The sequence below is a fragment of the Flectobacillus roseus genome, assembly GCF_030056595.1.
Lineage (GTDB): Bacteria > Bacteroidota > Bacteroidia > Cytophagales > Spirosomataceae > Flectobacillus > Flectobacillus roseus.
In genome coordinates, this window is the sequence record NZ_JASHIF010000002.1 from 841,714 (window position 1) to 862,106 (window position 20,393).

Annotated in this window: 14 protein-coding genes; 9 read left to right on the plus strand and 5 right to left on the minus strand. The window is 36.1% G+C overall.

Annotation, left to right across the window (positions count from 1 at the left end; genetic code table 11):
• Window positions 1-92 precede the first annotated feature (92 nt).
• Window positions 93-542 (minus strand): hypothetical protein, encoded by a 450-nt coding sequence (locus QM524_RS03585; protein ID WP_283343526.1) that lies wholly within the window; start codon window positions 540-542, stop codon window positions 93-95.
• Between the two features lie 133 nt (window positions 543-675).
• Here QM524_RS03585 and QM524_RS03590 point away from each other — a divergent pair, with 133 nt between their 5' ends.
• Window positions 676-1,632, plus strand: a complete 957-nt coding sequence (locus QM524_RS03590; RefSeq protein WP_283343527.1) for a hypothetical protein — start codon at window positions 676-678, stop codon at window positions 1,630-1,632.
• Window positions 1,633-1,834: 202 nt separating this feature from the next.
• On the opposite strand, the gene QM524_RS03595 is transcribed toward QM524_RS03590, so the two are convergent.
• A complete protein-coding gene (locus QM524_RS03595) occupies window positions 1,835-2,779 on the minus strand; it encodes a D-2-hydroxyacid dehydrogenase (protein ID WP_283343528.1) in 945 nt (314 codons plus the stop codon).
• Between the two features lie 912 nt (window positions 2,780-3,691).
• On the opposite strand from QM524_RS03595, the gene dnaK reads away from it, so the two are divergent.
• Complete coding sequence (gene dnaK, locus QM524_RS03600) at window positions 3,692-5,596, plus strand: molecular chaperone DnaK (RefSeq protein ID WP_283343529.1); 1,905 nt, start codon at window positions 3,692-3,694, stop codon at window positions 5,594-5,596.
• 649 nt (window positions 5,597-6,245) lie between these two features.
• Here dnaK and QM524_RS03605 read toward each other — a convergent pair.
• The 3 genes from QM524_RS03605 to QM524_RS03615 form a co-directional block, all read right to left on the minus strand.
• Window positions 6,246-6,410 carry a hypothetical protein gene (locus QM524_RS03605; protein WP_283343530.1) on the minus strand — a complete coding sequence of 55 codons (165 nt, stop codon included), beginning with the start codon at window positions 6,408-6,410 and terminating at the stop codon, window positions 6,246-6,248.
• Window positions 6,411-6,622: 212 nt separating this feature from the next.
• Entirely contained in the window at window positions 6,623-7,897 is a 1,275-nt protein-coding gene (locus QM524_RS03610) for a T9SS type A sorting domain-containing protein (protein ID WP_283343531.1), read from the minus strand.
• Window positions 7,863-8,627, minus strand: a complete 765-nt coding sequence (locus tag QM524_RS03615; protein ID WP_283343532.1) for a hypothetical protein — start codon at window positions 8,625-8,627, stop codon at window positions 7,863-7,865. Before QM524_RS03615 ends, QM524_RS03610 begins: the two co-directional genes overlap by 35 nt.
• Before the next feature lie 1,372 nt (window positions 8,628-9,999).
• Here QM524_RS03615 and QM524_RS03620 point away from each other — a divergent pair.
• From QM524_RS03620 to QM524_RS03650, 7 genes are all read left to right on the plus strand, one after another.
• Window positions 10,000-10,788 carry a helix-turn-helix transcriptional regulator gene (locus QM524_RS03620; protein WP_283343533.1) on the plus strand — a complete coding sequence of 263 codons (789 nt, stop codon included), beginning with the start codon at window positions 10,000-10,002 and terminating at the stop codon, window positions 10,786-10,788.
• Between the two features lie 70 nt (window positions 10,789-10,858).
• Window positions 10,859-12,052 (plus strand): aspartyl protease family protein, encoded by a 1,194-nt coding sequence (locus tag QM524_RS03625; RefSeq protein WP_283343534.1) that lies wholly within the window; start codon window positions 10,859-10,861, stop codon window positions 12,050-12,052.
• 231 nt (window positions 12,053-12,283) lie between these two features.
• Entirely contained in the window at window positions 12,284-12,676 is a 393-nt protein-coding gene (locus QM524_RS03630; RefSeq protein ID WP_283343535.1) for a hypothetical protein, read from the plus strand.
• A gap of 318 nt (window positions 12,677-12,994) precedes the next feature.
• Entirely contained in the window at window positions 12,995-13,591 is a 597-nt protein-coding gene (locus QM524_RS03635; RefSeq protein WP_283343536.1) for an RNA polymerase sigma factor, read from the plus strand.
• 152 nt (window positions 13,592-13,743) lie between these two features.
• Window positions 13,744-14,943 carry a FecR family protein gene (locus QM524_RS03640; protein ID WP_283343537.1) on the plus strand — a complete coding sequence of 400 codons (1,200 nt, stop codon included), beginning with the start codon at window positions 13,744-13,746 and terminating at the stop codon, window positions 14,941-14,943.
• Window positions 14,944-15,448: 505 nt separating this feature from the next.
• Window positions 15,449-18,712 (plus strand): TonB-dependent receptor, encoded by a 3,264-nt coding sequence (locus QM524_RS03645; protein ID WP_283343538.1) that lies wholly within the window; start codon window positions 15,449-15,451, stop codon window positions 18,710-18,712.
• A gap of 19 nt (window positions 18,713-18,731) precedes the next feature.
• On the plus strand, window positions 18,732-20,348 hold the full coding sequence (locus QM524_RS03650; protein WP_283343539.1) for a RagB/SusD family nutrient uptake outer membrane protein: 1,617 nt from the start codon (window positions 18,732-18,734) through the stop codon (window positions 20,346-20,348).
• Window positions 20,349-20,393 lie beyond the last annotated feature (45 nt).

Sequence of the window (20,393 nt, forward strand, 5' to 3'; positions counted from 1 at the left end):
ACTCCACAAAAATAAGGGCTTGTATTACATCCTATTCTTATCCCTTTGAATATTCAAGAAAGTTCTTTTGAAAAGATAAAAAAATCTTTAAATCATTTTAGTTTCAGTTCGTAAACACCATATTGATTTTGTGAAGCCAATATAGAATTGCCATTGAAATTCAAGGTATTAATCACCGAATTAGAACAACATTCTGATTTTACCACCAATGTTTCATAAACGATGTTTCCTATTTTGGTATCGTTTATAAAGAGTTCAAAATCCTTAATGCCATTACCTGCTTTGGTAAACATGATATCCCAATAAATAACTGCTGTAGGAGTTCCAACTACAGTACCCTTGTACTTGGTGTCATCGCCAGCACTGCGGATATAAAAACTGGTAGAGTCTGTAATGTTTTTTCCTGAAGCATTAAAAATAGAAAACCTAGGAATAGGAGGAGGAGAAACACAAGCATAGCCTTCACATTTGAAGAGATGATTGCAAGAACTAAACACGGCGATACCCGACAGCAATACTAGGGTGTAAGCAAAAAATTTCATGATGTGAAGATGTTTAGTAAACGAATAGATTTATGAGCTACTCGTATAGACGTTGCAGTGCCTACGAGGGTTGCATGACCATCATACTATTTGTGGAATTTCTTCGTTAAACCCGCATATAACCTTTGATAATATGTTCAAAAAAATCTGCTTTACAATTTCTCTTTCGGCGTTAGGATTGCATGCTAATGCCCAAAACAACTCAATATCACAAATTTTCTATCCTAATATTACCATCAAAACCGAAGCGATGCCCTCTGCCAATATGGGCGATGGCAAAGACTTTGGACTTACTCGTACTTCAACGCTTGGCTTTGTGCCACTTTCCACTGATTTCAATGTAGGAATTGGTTTCGGGAAAAAGTTTGATATTCAAGCAAAGCACACTTTTTTAGTAGCCAATTTGAGTCAGATTAATCCTACCATTTCAGGGAAGGAAACCCCCTCTGGTGGTTATAAAACCCTTTCGGCTGGAGTTTTTCAGTTAAAAGCAAGTTTGCGAGACAAGTTCTGGCTCTATGGCGGAGGCTTAGGTATTACTGAATCAAACGAGACTTTTTTTTCGCCACAACCTTTTTTGTGGGGTGGGGCGGCTCGTGTTAGAATATTGGGATTAAATACCCAAATCATGTACGGAACAGCGGTGGCTTTCAATCAAAAATTTAGAATTATCCCAATTTTTGGTTTTAACAAACGTATCAACGAAGATTGGCGTATTTCTGGGATTTTGCCATTTCAGGTAACAGGTACTCGCAAAATCACAGAATGGTTTAATCTGGGAGGAAATATTGCTTTAGGAGGCTACAGCGCAGGTTTTCAGGAATTTGGTTCAGGAGAAAAGTTGGCGAGAAAAGAAAATTATCAGCACGTAAAATTCACAGTTTCCGCCAACGCTCACGTACTGAAAGTATTCAATTTATCCTTGGAAGGAGGAATCGTGACCTTTAGGCAAGACAAAATCTTTAATTCTGCCGTAGAAAATCTTCAAACTTATCACCCTGGCACAGCACCATATATCGGTGCGAGCGTGCGATATATTTCGAATAAAAACAGCATGGGCGCCAAGTTGATGTCAAAATTAGGAATATAATTTTTTTGTAGAGGCTAGTTCGAGACTTTGTCTCGGACTAGAATTTTCTCGAGTTTATAAACTGTTTAAAAAAAGTCAAAGACAAAGTCTTGAACTAGTAATTTGGGTTTGGGTTCTTTGGTTTGGAGACGTAAAATATTACGTCTCTACGTGGTTTTGAATGCGGATAACTCCGCACTCAAAACTCAAAACTCCTCACTCCCTAGTATCCTTTTGCCAAATCTGCGATATTTTCTAATGGCTCATTGTTTTCAAAACGTTGAAGATTGTTTAAGAATACTCTCACCTTATCAGCGTTTTCTTCTGCCCAGCCTCCTGACGAATGTTGCGTCAAAAGCACATTGGGCATATTCCACAAGACATGATTTTCTGGAAGGGGTTCTTCAACCGTAACATCTAAAACAGCCCCAGCAATAGCTCCACTTTGTAGCTTTTCGATTAAAACAGGTTCGTCCACTGCCGAACCACGACCTACATTGACAAACAAGGCTTCTCTTTTCATTTGATTAAGAAAAGCCCCATCAATCAAGCCAATTGTTTCAGTAGTTTCTGGCAAACAAGCGACTAAAATATCTAGCTCAGGTAAATAGTCTCCTATGTCTGACCATGACCATACTTCTCCTTCGATGGCCGTTCTTGAAAAGATTTTAATATCGCAGTCAAAACCCTTTAGGATTTTTGCTACCGTTTGACCAATCGCGCCATTTCCTAAAATCCCCACCTTTTTTCTAAATAATAAATGCAAAGAAGGACGAATACTACCACCTACCCAGTGATTTTGAGTTTGTAGCACAGACAAACGGTCGATGCCACGATAGACTGCCATGATACCTGCCACTGCGGTTTCTGCCACAGACTGACCAAAAAATCCTTTGAGATGTGTGATTGGGAAACGACTATGCGATAATTTTTGATACGGATCTAAACCCGCCGAATGTAATTGTAACCATTGTAATTGGGTACTTTCCTCCGCCCAATCTAAGGGAACATTACCCATACATACGCTTGCCTCTAAGAAGGTTTCCTTACGATTTTCAGGTAATAAGGTATCGCCAAAACTGACCTGGTAGCCTTTTTCTGGAGATAATGCGTTGACTAATAACTGCTTTTCAGCATCGTTGAGTAATGTGTGGATATAAATTTTCATTTCGAGATAAGTTGCTGTAAGTTAAAAGTTAACGGTATATAAGTTAAGTAGTACTGCAAAATAAGATTTAAGTGATGGGTTAAGGGATAAGGCAACAGGCAAAAGGCACAGAGTGTTAAAATGTTTTTTATTATCCATCGCCATGCTTTTTTCCAAAACCCACCGCCGAAAGCCGTTACCTGAAAGCCCAAAGCATAATCTTAAATTTTATTTTGCCCACTAACTTAATAAATTGACCTTAATACTATGAAGTCTATTTCTTCTAAAAGTATGTAGTAGTTAGAATTCTACTTAACAGCCTTTGTCGTGTTACAGGTTATTGGTTCTTTGAAATTGGCGTATTCTTTTCTTAGTCGGTGAATTTATTCACCGACTAAGAGGAATCATATTTCTTTCAAACTCTTAGTTTTAAAACTAAACTTAGATAAATCCTCTTTGTGTATCTTTTTTACTTTTAGGAATGTAGGGGCAACCCTAAATTAGTATTGCACAAAAGATTTTAAAAACCCTTTATTTCTGAGATCGGATGTTGGATTTCGGAAGTGTAATCTTCTATAAGTTGTACAAACAAAAGTATTTTTCTAACACTTCCGAAATCAGCAATCACAAATCCCCAATATTTTTAACCTACTCAAAACTCACAATTCAAAACTCATCACTCTGAAGAATCTGCCATTCCTGTCATAGTTCCTAATCTTTTGTCAGACATTAAAAATGGGCTATTTTGGCATACTGACAGATTGTCAGCAAAATTAACTGAATTTTCGGTTGGCATTAAGATTGTTAAATACTTTACGTCGTCAGATGAAAAAAAGATGCGAAAGGCAAAGTCCGAAAGGTGGAATAAACCAATCTTAACATTTGACTTAAAAAGAAAACAAGATATTTAACAATAATTAATTCACTCTAGCAATGGGAAAAATTATCGGTATTGACTTAGGCACAACCAACTCTTGTGTTGCAGTTATGGAAGGTAACGAGCCAGTCGTAATCGCTAACTCAGAAGGTCGTCGTACTACACCTTCAATCGTAGCATTTTTGGATAACGGAAACGGAGAGCGTAAAGTAGGAGATCCAGCAAAGCGTCAAGCAATTACAAACCCTACAAACACGATTTCTTCAATCAAACGTTTTATGGGTAAGCGCTACTCTGAAGTAGGTAGCGAGCTTAAAACAATTGCTTACACAGTAGAACAAGGTTCAAACGATACGCCACGCGTTCGTATCGGTGATCGTTTATATACACCACAAGAAATCTCAGCGCAGATTTTGACTAAAATGAAGCAAACTGCTGAAGATTATTTAGGTCAAACTGTTACTGAAGCTGTTATTACTGTTCCTGCATACTTCAACGATGCTGAGCGTCAGGCTACAAAAGAAGCTGGTGCAATCGCAGGTTTGGAAGTAAAACGTATCATCAACGAACCAACTGCTGCTGCTTTGGCTTACGGTTTGGACAAAGGTGGTAAAGATATGAAAATCGCAGTATTTGACCTTGGTGGTGGTACTTTCGATATTTCAATCTTGGAATTAGGTGATGGCGTATTCGAAGTAAAATCAACTGACGGTGATACACACTTAGGTGGTGATGACTTCGACCAAGTAATTATCAACTGGTTGGCAGACGAATTTAAAAATGACGAAGGTGTTGATTTGCGTCAAGACCCAATGGCATTGCAACGTTTGAAAGAAGCAGCAGAAAAAGCTAAAATTGAGTTGTCTTCTGGTGCATCAACTGAAATCAACTTGCCATATATCTTCCCAGTAAATGGTATGCCTAAGCACTTAGTACGTTCATTGTCACGTTCTAAATTTGAGCAATTGGCTGATACATTGATTCAAAGAATGTTGGAGCCTTGCCGTCGTGCTATGAAAAACTCTGGCTATAGCAACTCTGATATCGACGAAGTTATCTTGGTAGGTGGTTCGACTCGTATCCCACGTGTAGTTGAAGAAGTAGAGAAATTCTGGGGTAAAAAAGCTTCTAAAGGCGTTAACCCTGACGAAGCAGTAGCAATCGGTGCAGCAGTACAAGGTGGTGTATTGACAGGTGAAGTAAAAGATGTATTGTTGCTAGACGTTATTCCTTTGTCATTAGGTATCGAGACTATGGGTGGCGTGTTTACTAAATTGATTGAAGCAAACACTACAATTCCAACTCGTAAGTCTGAGGTATTCTCAACGGCATCTGATAGCCAACCATCTGTGGAATTGAACATCTTACAAGGTGAGCGTCCAATGGCAGCTAACAACCGTTCATTAGGTCGTTTCCACTTAGACGGTATTCCACCAGCACCACGTGGTGTTCCTCAAATCGAAGTAATTTTCGATATCGATGCCAATGGTATCTTGCATGTATCAGCGAAAGATAAAGGTACAGGTAAAGAAAACAACATCCGTATCGAAGCATCTAGCGGTTTGACAGATGCAGAAATCGAAAGAATGCGTCAAGAAGCGAAAGCTAACGAGGCAGCAGATAAAGCAGAAAAAGAAAAAATCGAGAAAGTTAACCAAGCAGATTCATTGATTTTCCAAACAGAAAAACAATTGAAAGAATACGGTGAAAAACTTTCAGAAGGAAACAAAACTGCGATTGAAGGTGCATTAGCTGAATTACGTACAGCACATGCTTCACGTGATATTGCTTCTATCGATGCTTCACTAGAAAAATTGAACAGCGCTTGGATGGCAGCATCTCAAGAAATGTACGCTCAAGGTGGTGACGCAGCTCAACCAACTGGCGATGCAGGTCAATCAGCTAACGCAGGTGGTGGTTCTTCACAAGCAGAAGACGTTCCATTTGAAGAAGTAAAATAAGAAGTCGGTAACCGACCCTTAGCCTCTGGCTAAATATATTAAAGTGCTATAGAATCTCCCTTCGGGAATCTTTCAGTTTTTTGAAAGGAGATTTTGTAGCACTTTTTTTTGTGGTAATTGATTTTAATGATTTATCTTGACATAAAATCGAAATTAATGTCAATTTTAGGTAGACATCCAAATAAATTCACTACTACTTCTCAGTCCTTAATAAATCCTATTGCTAGATTCATGTTTTATTTATAAAAAGAATAATAATAAAGCCGTTTGAACTTTTCAAAAATATATTTTATTGATTGATACTTCGTCTTACTTTTAAGTTGGCGTTTCTATCTAGAGAGAATATGTAACCGAAGCAGCAACCACAAAATAAAATAAGAGTTTATAATTCTTGGAGTGGCGTCCTCCTCGTCTCGCTAAAACATTATAAATGCATTGCTTACGCAATTTCTACGAAAGTTTAAACATCTTTAAAGTCTATTAGATGAAAAGATATAGAAGCGAAGCATTGCACTACGAACTGCTAGCGTTTGTGGGTAAAATAGTCAATAGAAGTCATTCTCAGACTCTCGTTTGTTACAGTGTTTTCTACATTATTTTACTAAACATAGGAACAGTAGGAGGATTTAAAGTTTTGTTTACGTAATCTTCAAGATGTACATCCTAGTGCTTCTTTTATAAATTTCTGAGTTTGAGGGGATAATAAACCTTTGGGAATTAAAATTTGAGCTTTTTTAATTTTACGCTCAAATGTACGTGTAGCAAGACCTAACTCTGCAGCCAAGGCTTTACGAGGTTTGAATTTTTCTTCCATAAAATTGATAAGTAGAGATTATTTTAATGTATTATAATGACTTTACTGTGTATTTGATTCAAAAATAAGAAATTTTTAGGATTTATTTGAATAAAACAGCGAAGTCGCAATAAATAATAAAATGTTAAGATGTATAATTGTATTTTGTTACTACTATAGTTTACCTTTGAGCAAAATATAGTAGTAACAAAATAATCGGTATAACTGCATTTTTATTGTAGAATAACTTTCAATTTCTCTAATCTTTTGTCCGTTTCAGGATGATTTTTATTGGTAATATGCAGATAATATTCACCTCGTGGGATTTTACTAACATCAATTTCAATTGCATATCCAGTAATTTTCTTACTTTTTATATTACTCTTAATGTCCTCTGAAAAATATTCCGTCATCTTACTATCAAAGAGCTTAATGTTATCAGGCATTAGGTCTGTAGGTGTGTCTTTTTCGTAAGTTACTGATATAGAGCTGCTTGCTGGGTTTGGGCCAACTGTATATGCTGATGATGAACAATTGATAACATTTATATATTTTGTATTACTACCTGAACCAAAACAGTTCGAAGCAGATGCTTCTATTCTATACGTGCCAGTATTGTAAGCTGTAAATGAGGCTGTATTGCCACCATAATACAGAAGTGAAGCACTTCCGTTCAGTAATTGGAAATTATAGCTTGAGGAAAAGTTAGCATTTACTGATAAAAATTTACTATTTCCAGAACACATATTTATAAAACTGCCCCCATCTCCGTCAGCAGTAAAACTAACATTGGAAGGAACTCCATAACCTACCGAAATATTTGCTGAACCAGAACTTTGGACATTACAAAAACTATTAAACGAAGTTACTGAAATTGTTCCTGAACTTGTAGCAGTAATATAGGCAGAAGAGCTTGTGCTTCCATTAGCTGAAACACCACCTGAATTTTGCCATAAATATGAGGTTGCACCACTTGAATTAACAGTAAAATTAGTTGGACTACAAAGTAATACCCCATTGGAAAATGTTTGAGCCGAACCAGTACTAGTTATAACAGGATTAGGAACTACCCGCCTAATTGTGAAATTGTGCCATTCAGAGTAATAATTATTTCCCAGAGTGCATCCATATCCAGAACGAACTTTTGCTACACCACTACTATACGCTGAAGGTTGAAGTACAACAGTCCACTTTCGAACCGTAGTATTAAATTCCTTTTCTGTTCCACCACGAGTAGCAGAAATAAAACTCCAGCCTGATGGAAGGATAAAGCACGAGGCATCTTTGGGACCAGGAAAATATACATTTTCAGCATTGGTGTCTTCCACGACTCTAACGAGTATTGTAATATTGTTTGTATTTCCGCAAACTGCGGTTACGTCTACATTGTATTCAACATCCCAAACAGGAGGTGGAGTAGGACATTGTCCATAACTAACTAAAGATACCGCAAATGTTAAATAAAGGATTAAACTAATCTTCTGGAAGAATAAGTGTTTTGCTGTCATGTTTCTTTTTGTTTAGGGAAAACCAATAGTTTAATTGAATTGATAATGAGTTGGTTGTTACTCTAATTGGAGATGCTATACCTGTAAGAGGGGAAATATTGCTATCTCTTAAATCAGAAATACCTAAGTTGTATTTCACATTCAGAGAGATTGGCAATTTTATGTAGGATTGTAAATTCAAATCTGCCGCGGCTAAAATTCCCCAATTAAAAGAACTATAGTTTGTTATAGTTCCATTGTTACATTGATAAGTACAAGTATCAGTTCCTATAATCTTCGTTGTTATATAAGGGGTAAGTATTTTGCCTAAAAATACACCTACGCCGAAAGACAGACTGCTAAATTTTATTCTTTTTAAATTGAGTTTTGAATTGAAAGATAAATCGGACTGAATATAGGGGAGAATAATATCATCTTGGTATTGTATACCCGCCACAAATGGGTTATAGTATTTATCTATTTCACCAATCCTTACAAAGTCAGTTTGTAGTTTGATTTTATAATTTTTATGAATATTTCTAACAATAGCCACCCCAAAAATTGGTCTTATTAATGTCTTATTCGAAAATAATCTATTAGTTTTTCCGAAATAAGAAGTTATTACTCCCATTTCTGGACTTATTTCCCAACTCGGACCAATGGTGTTTTGTGAGATAGCTTTTGAATTGATTAGGAATGCTAGAACTATTCCCAAGAATAGTCGGATAGTGTAGCGTGCTTTGATTTTCATATAAGTTTAGTTTTATCCTTGATGTAGTTACAAGAATATATTTCAAACAAAGATAAATGTAGAATTTTGCATTTAAAAGGAAATAAATATGACATTTCACGCCAAAACACGCCAAAGTTCCGCTAGTGCTGGCTCTCAAACCAGTACTAGCAGTTTATATGGATTCTGTCCTGATTTCAAAATATTTTACAAGGAAGGATAGGTTAATAATAGCATAGCTCCGTAGGAGCGACAGTTTGGTAGTATTATCATTATGAATTATAATCATTTAAGCGCCGTAGGTGCGACAGAAAACAAACCATATTCTGTCGCACCTACGGCGCTTTTTAATGTTCTCCTGTTATATGCTTGCTACCAAACTGTCGCACCTACGGTGCTGATATATTTCCGTGTGTCTTGCCTGCTAGCACTTGCTTGCAAGCCAGCACTCATAGTTTCTAAGGATTCTATCCTAATTTCTAATAGTTAAATCATTTAAAATTAGCTTAACAGGATTTGTTTGTATGGATAAAACTTGGTAGTGAAGTTAAATTTTCAAGATAAATCAAAACGTAAATATCCATCAGGTTCTGAAGGTATCTTAAGCAATGAAATATTTTAATAATAAAAATTATTTGTATTTGTTATCAGAAATAAAGAACCCCCAAACAATATCTATATAACTTGCAGAGTTTATCCTAAAATAGCTTGCTGGACAAGCACTAGACACATATTATTCTTAGGACAATCAATAGGAGAATCAAATCCTTTTAATGATTAAAGTTTATAGAAATTTGTCAAATAGAAACATACCATTAGTAGCATTTTTACTGACCTAGATTCCTTTAAATATAGAAAAATTACTATGAACAATTCACAAGATTTTATATCAATTATTCTCTATGAGATTTTAATTTTTGGAGTAACCTTGTTCATCCATACTATTGGAATGAGAACAAACCATATCATTTACCGTCAATTGCAAGAAAGTTTTATCCTATATTTTCTGGGAAGACTTTTCTCATCAGCCTTCATAAGTCTGTTCATTACGACCATTACTCTTATGATTTGGGCGATGCTAAAACGGGTTATGGATACTTCTATTTCTTATAAAAAAGTGTTTAAAACTCAATTTACCATCGGCGTAGTATTCGGTTTAATCATAACTATATACCAAATTTATGAGGTTATGCAAAATGCAAATTTATATCAAACAGAGCCTTAAGTGAAGCCAAACTATTTTTTACTCCATTAGCACAAGCTTTCAACCAATCCTCCTTTTACCTTTGATATACTGAAAGGATTAAATGAATACTCTATGAATAAAGGATGCTTTTCTTTAGGCTGGAAAACGAAGACTTCAAGATGATCTAAACTACATTTATAATAAAATATGAGTACGCTAAACAAAGGTGAATATTCTGGGAATATCTTAAATTTAGTTGAATTTGAGGGCATCATAACCAGCAAAACTGCCTATCATGACAAGGTCGATCAGTCTTACCACTATCATGCAAATCCGCATTTGAGTTTTATCATTAATGGAGGGCATTTGGAACGGAAAAACAATCAAACAGCTGTTAAAACTTCAAAGGATGTTTTGTTTTATCATTCAGGAGAATTTCACCAAACAATTCCATTTACACCAGATACTAAAAACCTGAATCTTGAAATTGATTCCGATTTTTTGCGTAAACATGATATTTCGGAAGAATTATTAGAAAAAGCAGTGCTAAAAAATGTAAGAAGCAAGCTGTTTATGCTCAAACTAAATTCTGAACTCAATTTCAACGATGGTTTGTCTCAAACTGCACTACATTCACTTATATTAGATTTTGTTGCCGAAGCAGATGTCAAAGATTATCAACAGATTTTATGGTGTACAAAACTTGAAGAGTTTTTAAATGACAACTGGAATCTTAATCACAGTCTTGAAGAGTTATCTATTTTGCTGGGTGTACATCCTGTGACGATATCAAAGCATTTTCCGAAATACATCGGCTGCACCATTAGTGAATACGTAAGAAGAATAAGAATCACGCGAAGTTTAGATTTATTAAAATCATCGAATCAATCTTTGACTGAGATTGCACTTTTTTGCGGATTCTCAGATCAGAGTCATTTTTTACGAACCTTCAAACATTTGACTGGACTCAATCCAAAATCATTCAGAAATTTTTAGTTAGGCTAATTTTGTTCTATTTTACGAGTTGGGAGGTTTGTTATTTTGCACCAAATCAAACTTCTCAAACATGAAAAAACTATTTTTTATCCTATCTTTTTTACTCTGTCAATGTTCATTTGCCCAAAAAACGTTGCCAATTCTTAAGTCTAATGCCAAGACCATTAAGATTAGAGAGGGAAAATCCGAAATTCACGAGCAGCATCCTATCGCCAAGGCCAATCCTGATGTGTATGTCCCGAAACCATTTACAAAAACACAAGAAATAACCTATATCTCAGATATTGATTCAATCACATTCAAGGTTGAGATGAATAAAATAGTTGATTTTTTGATAGTTCAAAATGGAAAGGATACCATCAAAACACAAATTAATACCAATAGAAATCAAGTTATTAGCTATCCAAAATACGCTTATACCAAGAACAAGTCAGCAAAGCATGATACCATCCCCTTTAGCATAGGGGAGGACAGTCGAATTTATTTGAAAGGAAGCATCAATAATTCTGACACGCTTACCTTTTTGTTTGATACTGGCGCTTCTGGAATGGTTATTTCAACACCTTTGATTGATAAAAAGGTAAAAGTAAAATTAGATGGGTCGTTTCTAAATGTTGGTTCCGATGGGGTGGAAAGAGTGCCTACTAGCTCACAAAATAAATTAACAATAAATGGATTAACCTGGAATCAAGTACCACTTCTAGCAATAGATTTCGGAGATTCTCCCTTCGATGCTGTCTTGGGTTGGGTAGCCTTTCAGAATAAGGTCTTAAAAATTAATTACGAGACTAAAAAAATGATTGTGTATGACTCATTACCACCTATTTCTGGTGATTTTAGAAAGGTTGATTTTAGATTAATTGACGGCATACCGTATATCAAATGTAAAATGATTGTGAATAATACTGAATACGAAGAATGGTTTGATTTTGATTCGGGTTCGGATGGTTCATTAAGTATTTCTAAGGAATATTTTACTAAGCATAATTTAGCTGGCAAGCTCAATAAACTTGGGGAATCTGGTTGGATTGGAACAGCAGATATAAATATCGTAACTGATGTTTTGTTGTTGCGAAGACTAAAAATTGCAGATTTTGAACTTTACAATATACAATTGAGTGTCCCACAAAAAGACCCTGATACACCAGACAGATTGGGAAACATTGGTAATCTAATCTTGAAACGCTTCACAACAATCATCGATTTTAGGAATAATTGTATGTATCTAAATCCGAATAACTTGATGTATTCACGGATGGATTAAAATTTGCTTGCTCTGCTAGTGCTGGCTTTCTAGCCAGTACTAGCCATTTTTCAAAATTCATCCCTAAATATAATCGTTAGTTAAACCAATTAAGCGCCGAATTTTCCTGTTGTTTTTTGTCATCAAATTGTCATCATTCTTTTTCTAAAGTGTTTTGGTTTACTCTTGAAAAAACTTGTAATTTGGTAATCTAGGAGATTTTCTCATGATAAACACTTTAACATATCTCACATGAAAAACAACATTTTCAAACTCGCCACTCTTGTATTATTCACTTTTGTTGTTGCGGTAAATGCCTCGTTGGCACAAGCACCAAAACGTATCGATTTTGCAAAGGAAGGTTCTAATTCTTTGGTATGGGAACAAAAAGTTGAAGCTAACAGCAGTAAAAGTTTTGTGTTCAAAGCAACGAAAGGACAAGTATTGACATTGAGTTTTATTGACGATACCAAAAAAGGTATGATGGAATTAGGTAAAGAGTCGATTGAGCCAAATGCTGATCCTTATCAGGCTACAATCTCTGTGACGAAAGATTATACTTTTACAGTAAAAAATAATAGTCCTAAAAAGACAAGCTTTAGAATTGCTATTAGTTTGGAGGACCCGAAAGCGAAAAAGAAATAAACAGCATAACTATTCAGTAGCAAAATCCCCAGTGATGACTTGAAAAACATTGCTGGGGATTTTTTGTTATATAGATACTTCTGTATTATTTTTGATTAAATATTGGAAAAGTACTATTGCTGTGTTGGTAAGTATTTTTGCTTTTCAATCGATTTCTGATGTATTTCGGCACTATGTTTCCGTTTATTAAAATTTTTTACAGTATTATTGGATGATTATGATACAATAATAATCCAAAAGTTATATTTTTTTGAAATTATTGAGTAGATTTATACTAGTATCCGATTTGGAATTAGTTACCTTATGATAAATGATTGAATGACTACGAAGACTTTATATGATGAAAAAGAACTACTTATTCATGCCTCTAATGGTAGTGAAGAAGCATTTTCTTTGATTTTTCATACGTATAAAAATAAGCTTTATGGTTATTTGTTTCGAATTACTGAATCTAGTGATGTAGCGGAGGATATTATTCAAGAGATTTTTTTGAAACTCTGGAAAGACAAAACTGATTTAGTAAACATTATTTCTTTTGATTCTTATCTGTTTAGAATGGCAAAAAATTATGCCATTAATTCCTTCAAATCCAGAGCTCGTCAAGCTTTGTTGTATGTCGAGTACCTCGAAACCCAAACTGAGGAGGACTACAGCACGGATCATAAAATTCAGTTTGAAGAAACACAATTTTTGCTTCAACAAATTGTTGAAACATTGCCTCCACAACAAAAATTGGTGTATCAATTAAGCCGAGAGCAATATCTCAAACATGATGAAATTGCGGAAATGCTTAATATTTCTCCACTTACCGTAAAAAATCACATTATTCAAGCCTTAAATACGATTAAGAAAAGCCTTAAATATCAGGCTGTTATCTTGATGGCTTTAGCTTTTTGGTACGAATTGAAAAAATAATTTAATTTTTTTTCAATTTGACTAGTCCTATCCTTTTTGACAATTGTCTTCTTTTTAGCTAACCTCTTCCGTGAGCCCTTCGGTTGTATGTTTGAACCATTGGGAATTTTTCAAAAACCATAAACCAAGGGAGTAAAATCCATAGAAGTGATATGCCTTCGACACGAATTGACTTTTTGATAGATAAATATTTTCAAAGCTCCTGTTCCGAAGAGGAATTACAAGAGCTAATGGAGTGGGTAGATGCAAGTTCGGAAACTGAACTAGGTCAGAAGTTGGCGGGTATTTGGAAAAACTTTTCTTCGGATACTCCAATGCCCGAAGAGATGTCGGAGCGAATACTGACTAATATCTTCAATCATGAGGAAGAAGCGACTCCGATAGAAGAAGAATACAGAGAACCAAGTTTTTGGCGAACCACTTATGGCATGGCTGCCTCTGTGGCATTGATTATAAGCTTTGGCTTTTTTGGTTGGTTACAGTATAATGCTAATCTGAAAAGAACCGAAAACCGAATTGTAGAAGTAAAATCGTTTGAACAACACGATGTGCTCCCAGGGGGAGATAAGGCTGTTTTGACACTAGATGATGGCTCGAAAGTAGTTTTAGATAATTCTGCTAATGGAAGTTTGGGTAAGCAAGGAGAAACAGATATTCGTAAAACCCAAAGTGGTAAAGTCGTTTATGAAGGTGGACAGGTTGCTGTTGCTAAGCCTATGTTCAATACATTGACAACACCCAAAGGTGGTCAATATCAGGTGGTATTGTCAGATGGTACGAAAGTATGGCTTAATGCTGCTTCTAGCTTGAGATTTCCTACAGCGTTTACTGGTAATGAACGAAGAGTAGAAATGACAGGAGAGGTGTACTTTGAAGTGGCAAAAAATCCAAAAATGCCTTTTAAAGTAGTAACCCAAGGCCAAGAGGTAGAAGTTTTGGGAACACACTTTAACGTGATGGCATTTCAGAACGAAAAAGTAATTAAAACAACTTTGCTAGAAGGTTCGGTAAAAGTAAGTAATAATGAAAAGACGACTATTTTACAACCGGGTCAGCAATCAAAAGTTGGTATCAATAGCAATATTTTCAGAACGGTCAATGATGTGAATATTGAAGAGGAATTGGCATGGAAGAACGGCTATTTCCAATTTAATGATGCCAGTCTAGAGCAGGTAATGCGTCAAATTGAGCGATGGTACGATGTTGATATTGAATATGTTGGTAAAATATCCAACGAGCATTTTACGGGAAAGCTTCCTCGTAATACCAATCTCTCGAATGTGCTAAAGATTCTGTCTATGAGTGAAGTTGATTTTAAAATAGAGGGCAAAAAAATTATTATTACCCCGTAAGTGAAGTTTACTACTGAGTACAAATAGGGTGGAATTGCGTTAGTGGAAATTGATTTCCTATTAACTATGAAAATAAATTGAGCATCAATAGATTATTAAATGATAGATACAATTTCGAGTCGACCGAAATACTGTATTTGTAAACTTAAGTAATCATGCAAAATAAGATTTGATCAACTGAGTATGTAAGGTTATGAAATTTTAAATTTTCATTCACAATTCATAACTCATAATTCATAATTCAGCACTAATACTTATATTCTTTTAACCAGTACAGTGCCCGTGACGCTTATTTCACGACAAGACATTGAACAAAGAAAAAGCGAAAACGCTGGCACGTCTTCGCTTACATTCGGAGTTTGATAAAAATCAGTTTTCCAAGTATCTTATTTTTTAAACCCCAAACAAAAGTATGAATCGCAATCCTATTTTCCAAATTAGGCTGGATTTGCCATGCCTTTCGGCTTCCTGTCGTGGGCACTTTTCCACAAAACTTTACAGGGTCATGAAACTAACCTTTATTTTATCGCTTACGATATGTTTACAGGTAAGTGCAGTTAGTTTTTCGCAGAGATTTAATATTAATCTTCGAAATGCTAGTGTTACACAGGTTTTTAAAGAAATTGAACGTCAAAGCGGTTATACTTTTTGGTATAAATCCGATTTGTTGCAAAAGTCTGATAAAGTAACCGTTTCGTTGAAAAACGCCAAACTCGAAGAAGTTCTTGAATCATGTTTTGCTAATGAGAAAATCGAATACTCTATTGTTGACAAAACTATCGTATTAAAACCTGCCAAAGTGGCGCCTGTATTGGCACCTGTCGAGGTAGTTGCAACTCCAGTAAAAGGTAAAGTAACCTCATCGACTGACGGTAAGCCATTGGTTGGCGTGAGTGTGGCTGTAAAGGGTACTACTCGTGGTACTACTACCGATGCTAATGGGGAATTTTCGCTAAATGCATCAAAGAATGAAACGCTTGTGTTTTCATACATTGGCTTTAATGGCAAAGAGGTAGCCGTTGGTAATCAGACATTTATTACGCTTGCTTTACAAGAATCTGCTACTTCATTAACTGAGGTTGCAGTAGTTGGATATGGTAGCCAATCACGCAAAAACTTATCAAGTGCGGTAAGTTCTGTAAAAACAGAAGAATTGAATAAGGGCGCAATGACTGACGTAGGTCAGTTACTTCAAGGTAAAGTGCCAGGATTGAACATCACAGCTAGTGGTGACCCTAACAAGCCTGCCGCAGTCGTTATGCGTGGTGCGTCTACATTGAATAGCTCGCAAGGTCCATTTTATGTAATTGATGGAGTGCCAGGTGCTGATATCTCAACAATCGCGCCAGATGACATTGCTACAATTGACGTATTGAAAGATGCTGCTGCTACTGCAATTTATGGTAACCGTGCTGCCAATGGGGTAATCATGGTAACCACTAAAAAAGGAAAAGCAGGACAAATGCAGGTTTCATATAGCGCATTCATCAGTGCTGAAAAAGTATCTAGCAGATTAAACATGATGAATGCTGACCAATTGAGAGATTTTTTGAAAAAAACAGGTGTTGGTCTAACGGATAAAGATGATTTGGGTGCAAGTACAGACTGGCAATCAGCTATTCAGAAAAGTACAGCTATCTCAACGAACCATAACCTATCGGTATCAGGTGGTGGCGAACATAGCAACTATAGTGTAAGTGTAAACTATGTTAAAAAGGATGGTATCCTTTTAAATAGCTCATTGGAAAGAGTAATTGGTCGTTTGTCAGTTGAACAATATGCTTTAAAAGATAAGTTGAAATTAGGCTTTTCGGTAACTAATTCAACGAGTGATGCGGAGGATATGCCTTACAGAAATACGGTTTTGTTACAATCAACCTTGTATTTGCCAGTATCTCCAATCATGAGAAGTAATGGTACTTACTTTGAAAATTTTCAAAACAACAACTATTACAATCCAGTGGCTATGATTAATAATAGCCAAATGAATACCAAGTATAGTAATTTGATTGGGAGTTTCAAATCTGAATTGAAATTGCCTTTTGGATTGACGTATAATTTGAACCTTTCTTATCTTAACTCAAATAGCCTATCAGGAAGTTTTTACAATAGTTATTATACTACTAATTACAATAACATGTATGATAACCCAGACCCAGGTTTCGGATATCACACAAACCAACTTTTTGGTAAAAATGGACAGGCCAACCGTAGTTCATACCAAAATACATCTAAAATTCTAGAAACGTATTTGACATGGAACAAGGAATTTGGTGATCACTCGATCAACGCAGTAATTGGTTATTCTTGGCAAAACAACAAAATTGGTGAAGGTTTTCAGGTAACAACTAGTAATATGCCAGTAGATAATATCGGCTATAACAACTTGGCTTTGAGTAATCCTTACGGTATTTCAGGTTACCAGATTAGCTTCGGTCCTGATGGAGTTTACCAAGAAACAAGATTGATCTCTGACTTTGCTCGTTTGAACTACAACTACAAAAGTAAATACTTGTTACAAGCTTCGGTACGTAGAGATGGTAGTTCGGTATTTGGTACCAACAACCAATGGGGGGTATTCCCATCAGTTGGGGTAGCTTGGAGATTAAGTCAAGAGGATTTCTTAGAAGGACAAAATATCTTTGATGACTTGAAATTAAGAGCAAGTTATGGTGTAACTGGTAACGCTTCAGGCTTTAATGCTTACACTTCTCAGTTTATCTCTGGTAGTTTGGGTACTTACTACTATAATGGTACAGTAACAGGTGCTTTCGGTCCTACAAAGGCTGCTAACCCAGATTTACAATGGGAAAAAACAGCTACAACCAACATCGGTTTAGATTTTACGCTAGCAAAAAGTAAACTATCTGGTTCGATTGAATTTTACAACAAAAACACTACAGGTATGATTTATTCATACAGTGTTGACCCAATCAAAGTACCAACAGGTAGTATAGTGGCAAACGGTGGAAGTATCAATAACAAAGGCGTCGAGTTGACTTTAAATGCTAAATTGATTCAACAAGGTGCATTCTCGTGGAATAGTACATTGAACTTGGCACATAACAGCAACGTAATTACAAGTTTGACAAACCCACTTTTTGCAGGTGGTGACTCAGTATTATTGTCACGTCCAGAAGGTGGAGGCCAATCAGGTCGTTCGTTACAGATTCTGAAAGCAGGTCGTCCATTAGGTCAGTTCTTTGCTTTGGAATATGCAGGAAAAAATGCCAGTGGAGTATCTCAATTTGTAGGTGCTGATGGTAAGTTGACAACAACACCAGTGGATGGAAAGGATTACAAATATTTGGGAAGTGCTCAACCAAAATTGATGTTGGGCTGGAACAACACCTTCAAGTATGGTAATTTTGATTTGAATGTATTTATCCGTGGTGTCTTTGGAAACAAGATTTTCAATGCAACTCGTGCCGATTTATTCAGACCAAATACAGCACAATATGCTAATATTTTGGTAGATGCAGGCAATGAATCTGCTGCTGATTACAATGCTTATTTCTACTCTTCACGCTTTATTGAGGATGGTAGCTTCATTCGTTTCGATAATGCTACATTGGGTTATAATTTCAAGAAAATTGGAGTTCTTAGAAACCTTCGCGTGTATGGTTCTGTAAACAACTTGTTTGTTATCACAGGTTACAAGGGTATTGATCCAGAGGTAAACCAAGGTGGAATCGCGCCAGGGGTAGATTACAACAACTTCTATCCAAAAACTCGTACCTTCTTGTTAGGTGTTAATGTATCATTCTAATCCTCTTTTAGTTGAAATCATGAAAAAGACATTTTTACATATACTCGCAATCATTTTGATGTCGGGAGCTATGTTCTCCTGCCACGATTTGTATGTTCCTGTTACGACAGAACTTACTCCTGATGTATTCCCCTCAAATGCAGCTCAATATATTTCTGCTTCTGGTCCAGCCTATGTGGCGTTGAGAGGAAATTATGCTGTTGAATATTTCCAACAACAGTCTTTTAGTACAGACGAAACAATCATGCCTGCACGTGGTGGTAACTGGTTTGACGGTGGTCAAAACCAAACTATGCACTATCACACATGGACGCAAGACAACGGTTATTTGAATGGTAACTGGTACTGGATGTCGACGATTATTGGTGTTTCTAACCAAACTATCAATATTTTGAGAACAACAATGCCGTCTGGTGCAGCAAAAAATACAGGTATTGCCGAAATCAAAATGGTAAGAGCATTTGCTTATTACATGATGATGGACAATTATGGAAATGTGCCTTTGGATACATTGTATGGTGATTTTACACCAAAAACTAATACGCCAAGAGCACAAGTTTTTGATTTTGTTGAAAAAGAAATCCAATCATGTATTCCATTTTTAAGTGAGGCTAATGACGTATCTCAGTATGGACGTCCGAACAAATGGACTGCTTATGCGCTTTTGGCAAAAATGTATTTGAATGCTGAAGTGTATACAGGTACAAAACGTTACGATGATTGTATTGCAGCTTGTGATAAGGTAATTGCTTCAGGCAAATACGGAATCGAACCAAGAGCTTCATATTTGCAGATGTTCTATCCTAACAATGGACCACAAATGAAAGAGTTCATCTTTGCGATTCCTTACAATCCAACGATGTCTAACAGCTTCCCATTCCGTTCGGTAAATATTCACGCTCGTTACCAAGTACCAAGAAGTATGGCAAAACGCTTCAGCATGCCATATACTCCAGCTGGTTCGGCAAGTACATTGCCTGAGTACTACGCTTACTTCAATGACTCGAAAGACGTTCGTAACGGTCAATGGTTAACAGGATTGCAGTATATGGCGGATGGTGTGACTCCAATTACTGTAACGACTACAAATTTAGGATATGACCAATTCTATAAAGGAAGCAATCCAACAGAGGTGAAAACATTCCAAGTGAATTTAACACCTGATATCGTTTTGCGTCAAAGTGTTGCATCATTTGATGCTGGTAATGATGAAGTTGCATGGAACATGGGATATCGTAATATCAAGTTTTATCCTGATGCTACTTCTTTGAACCGTGACCAAAATAACGACGTTCCTGTATTCCGTTATTCTGACATTTTGATGATGAAAGCAGAGGCAATTTTGCGTGGTGGTGCTCCTACAGGTGGTGCAACGGCAGTTTCTTTGGTTAATCAAGTTCGTTCAGAACGTACAACTTCTCCTGCATTAACCACAATCGACTTAGAAGGAGTTTATGCAGAACGTGTTAGAGAATTTGCTTTTGAATCTTGGCATCGTAACGATATGATTCGTTTTGGGAAATTTGAAAACAAGTGGGGTTTCAAAACTAACGCAGACACATACCGTAGAATTTTCCCAATTCCACGTAATGCCTTGCAATTGAATCCAAACTTGAAGCAAAACCCAGGCTATTAATAAGTGATGAGTTGCGAGTGTAGAGTTTTGAAAAATAACCTCAAA

Excerpts from the sequence above, each read along its gene's own strand:
- QM524_RS03585 (WP_283343526.1), bottom strand. The coding sequence starts at position 542 with ATGAAATTTTTTGCTTACACCCTAGTATTGCTGTCGGGTATCGCCGTG.
- QM524_RS03590 (WP_283343527.1), top strand. The coding sequence starts at position 676 with ATGTTCAAAAAAATCTGCTTTACAATTTCTCTTTCGGCGTTAGGATTG.
- QM524_RS03595 (WP_283343528.1), bottom strand. The coding sequence starts at position 2,779 with ATGAAAATTTATATCCACACATTACTCAACGATGCTGAAAAGCAGTTA.
- dnaK (WP_283343529.1), top strand. The coding sequence starts at position 3,692 with ATGGGAAAAATTATCGGTATTGACTTAGGCACAACCAACTCTTGTGTT.
- QM524_RS03605 (WP_283343530.1), bottom strand. The coding sequence starts at position 6,410 with ATGGAAGAAAAATTCAAACCTCGTAAAGCCTTGGCTGCAGAGTTAGGT.
- QM524_RS03610 (WP_283343531.1), bottom strand. The coding sequence starts at position 7,897 with ATGACAGCAAAACACTTATTCTTCCAGAAGATTAGTTTAATCCTTTAT.
- QM524_RS03615 (WP_283343532.1), bottom strand. The coding sequence starts at position 8,627 with ATGAAAATCAAAGCACGCTACACTATCCGACTATTCTTGGGAATAGTT.
- QM524_RS03620 (WP_283343533.1), top strand. The coding sequence starts at position 10,000 with ATGAGTACGCTAAACAAAGGTGAATATTCTGGGAATATCTTAAATTTA.
- QM524_RS03625 (WP_283343534.1), top strand. The coding sequence starts at position 10,859 with ATGAAAAAACTATTTTTTATCCTATCTTTTTTACTCTGTCAATGTTCA.
- QM524_RS03630 (WP_283343535.1), top strand. The coding sequence starts at position 12,284 with ATGAAAAACAACATTTTCAAACTCGCCACTCTTGTATTATTCACTTTT.
- QM524_RS03635 (WP_283343536.1), top strand. The coding sequence starts at position 12,995 with ATGACTACGAAGACTTTATATGATGAAAAAGAACTACTTATTCATGCC.
- QM524_RS03640 (WP_283343537.1), top strand. The coding sequence starts at position 13,744 with ATGCCTTCGACACGAATTGACTTTTTGATAGATAAATATTTTCAAAGC.
- QM524_RS03645 (WP_283343538.1), top strand. The coding sequence starts at position 15,449 with ATGAAACTAACCTTTATTTTATCGCTTACGATATGTTTACAGGTAAGT.
- QM524_RS03650 (WP_283343539.1), top strand. The coding sequence starts at position 18,732 with ATGAAAAAGACATTTTTACATATACTCGCAATCATTTTGATGTCGGGA.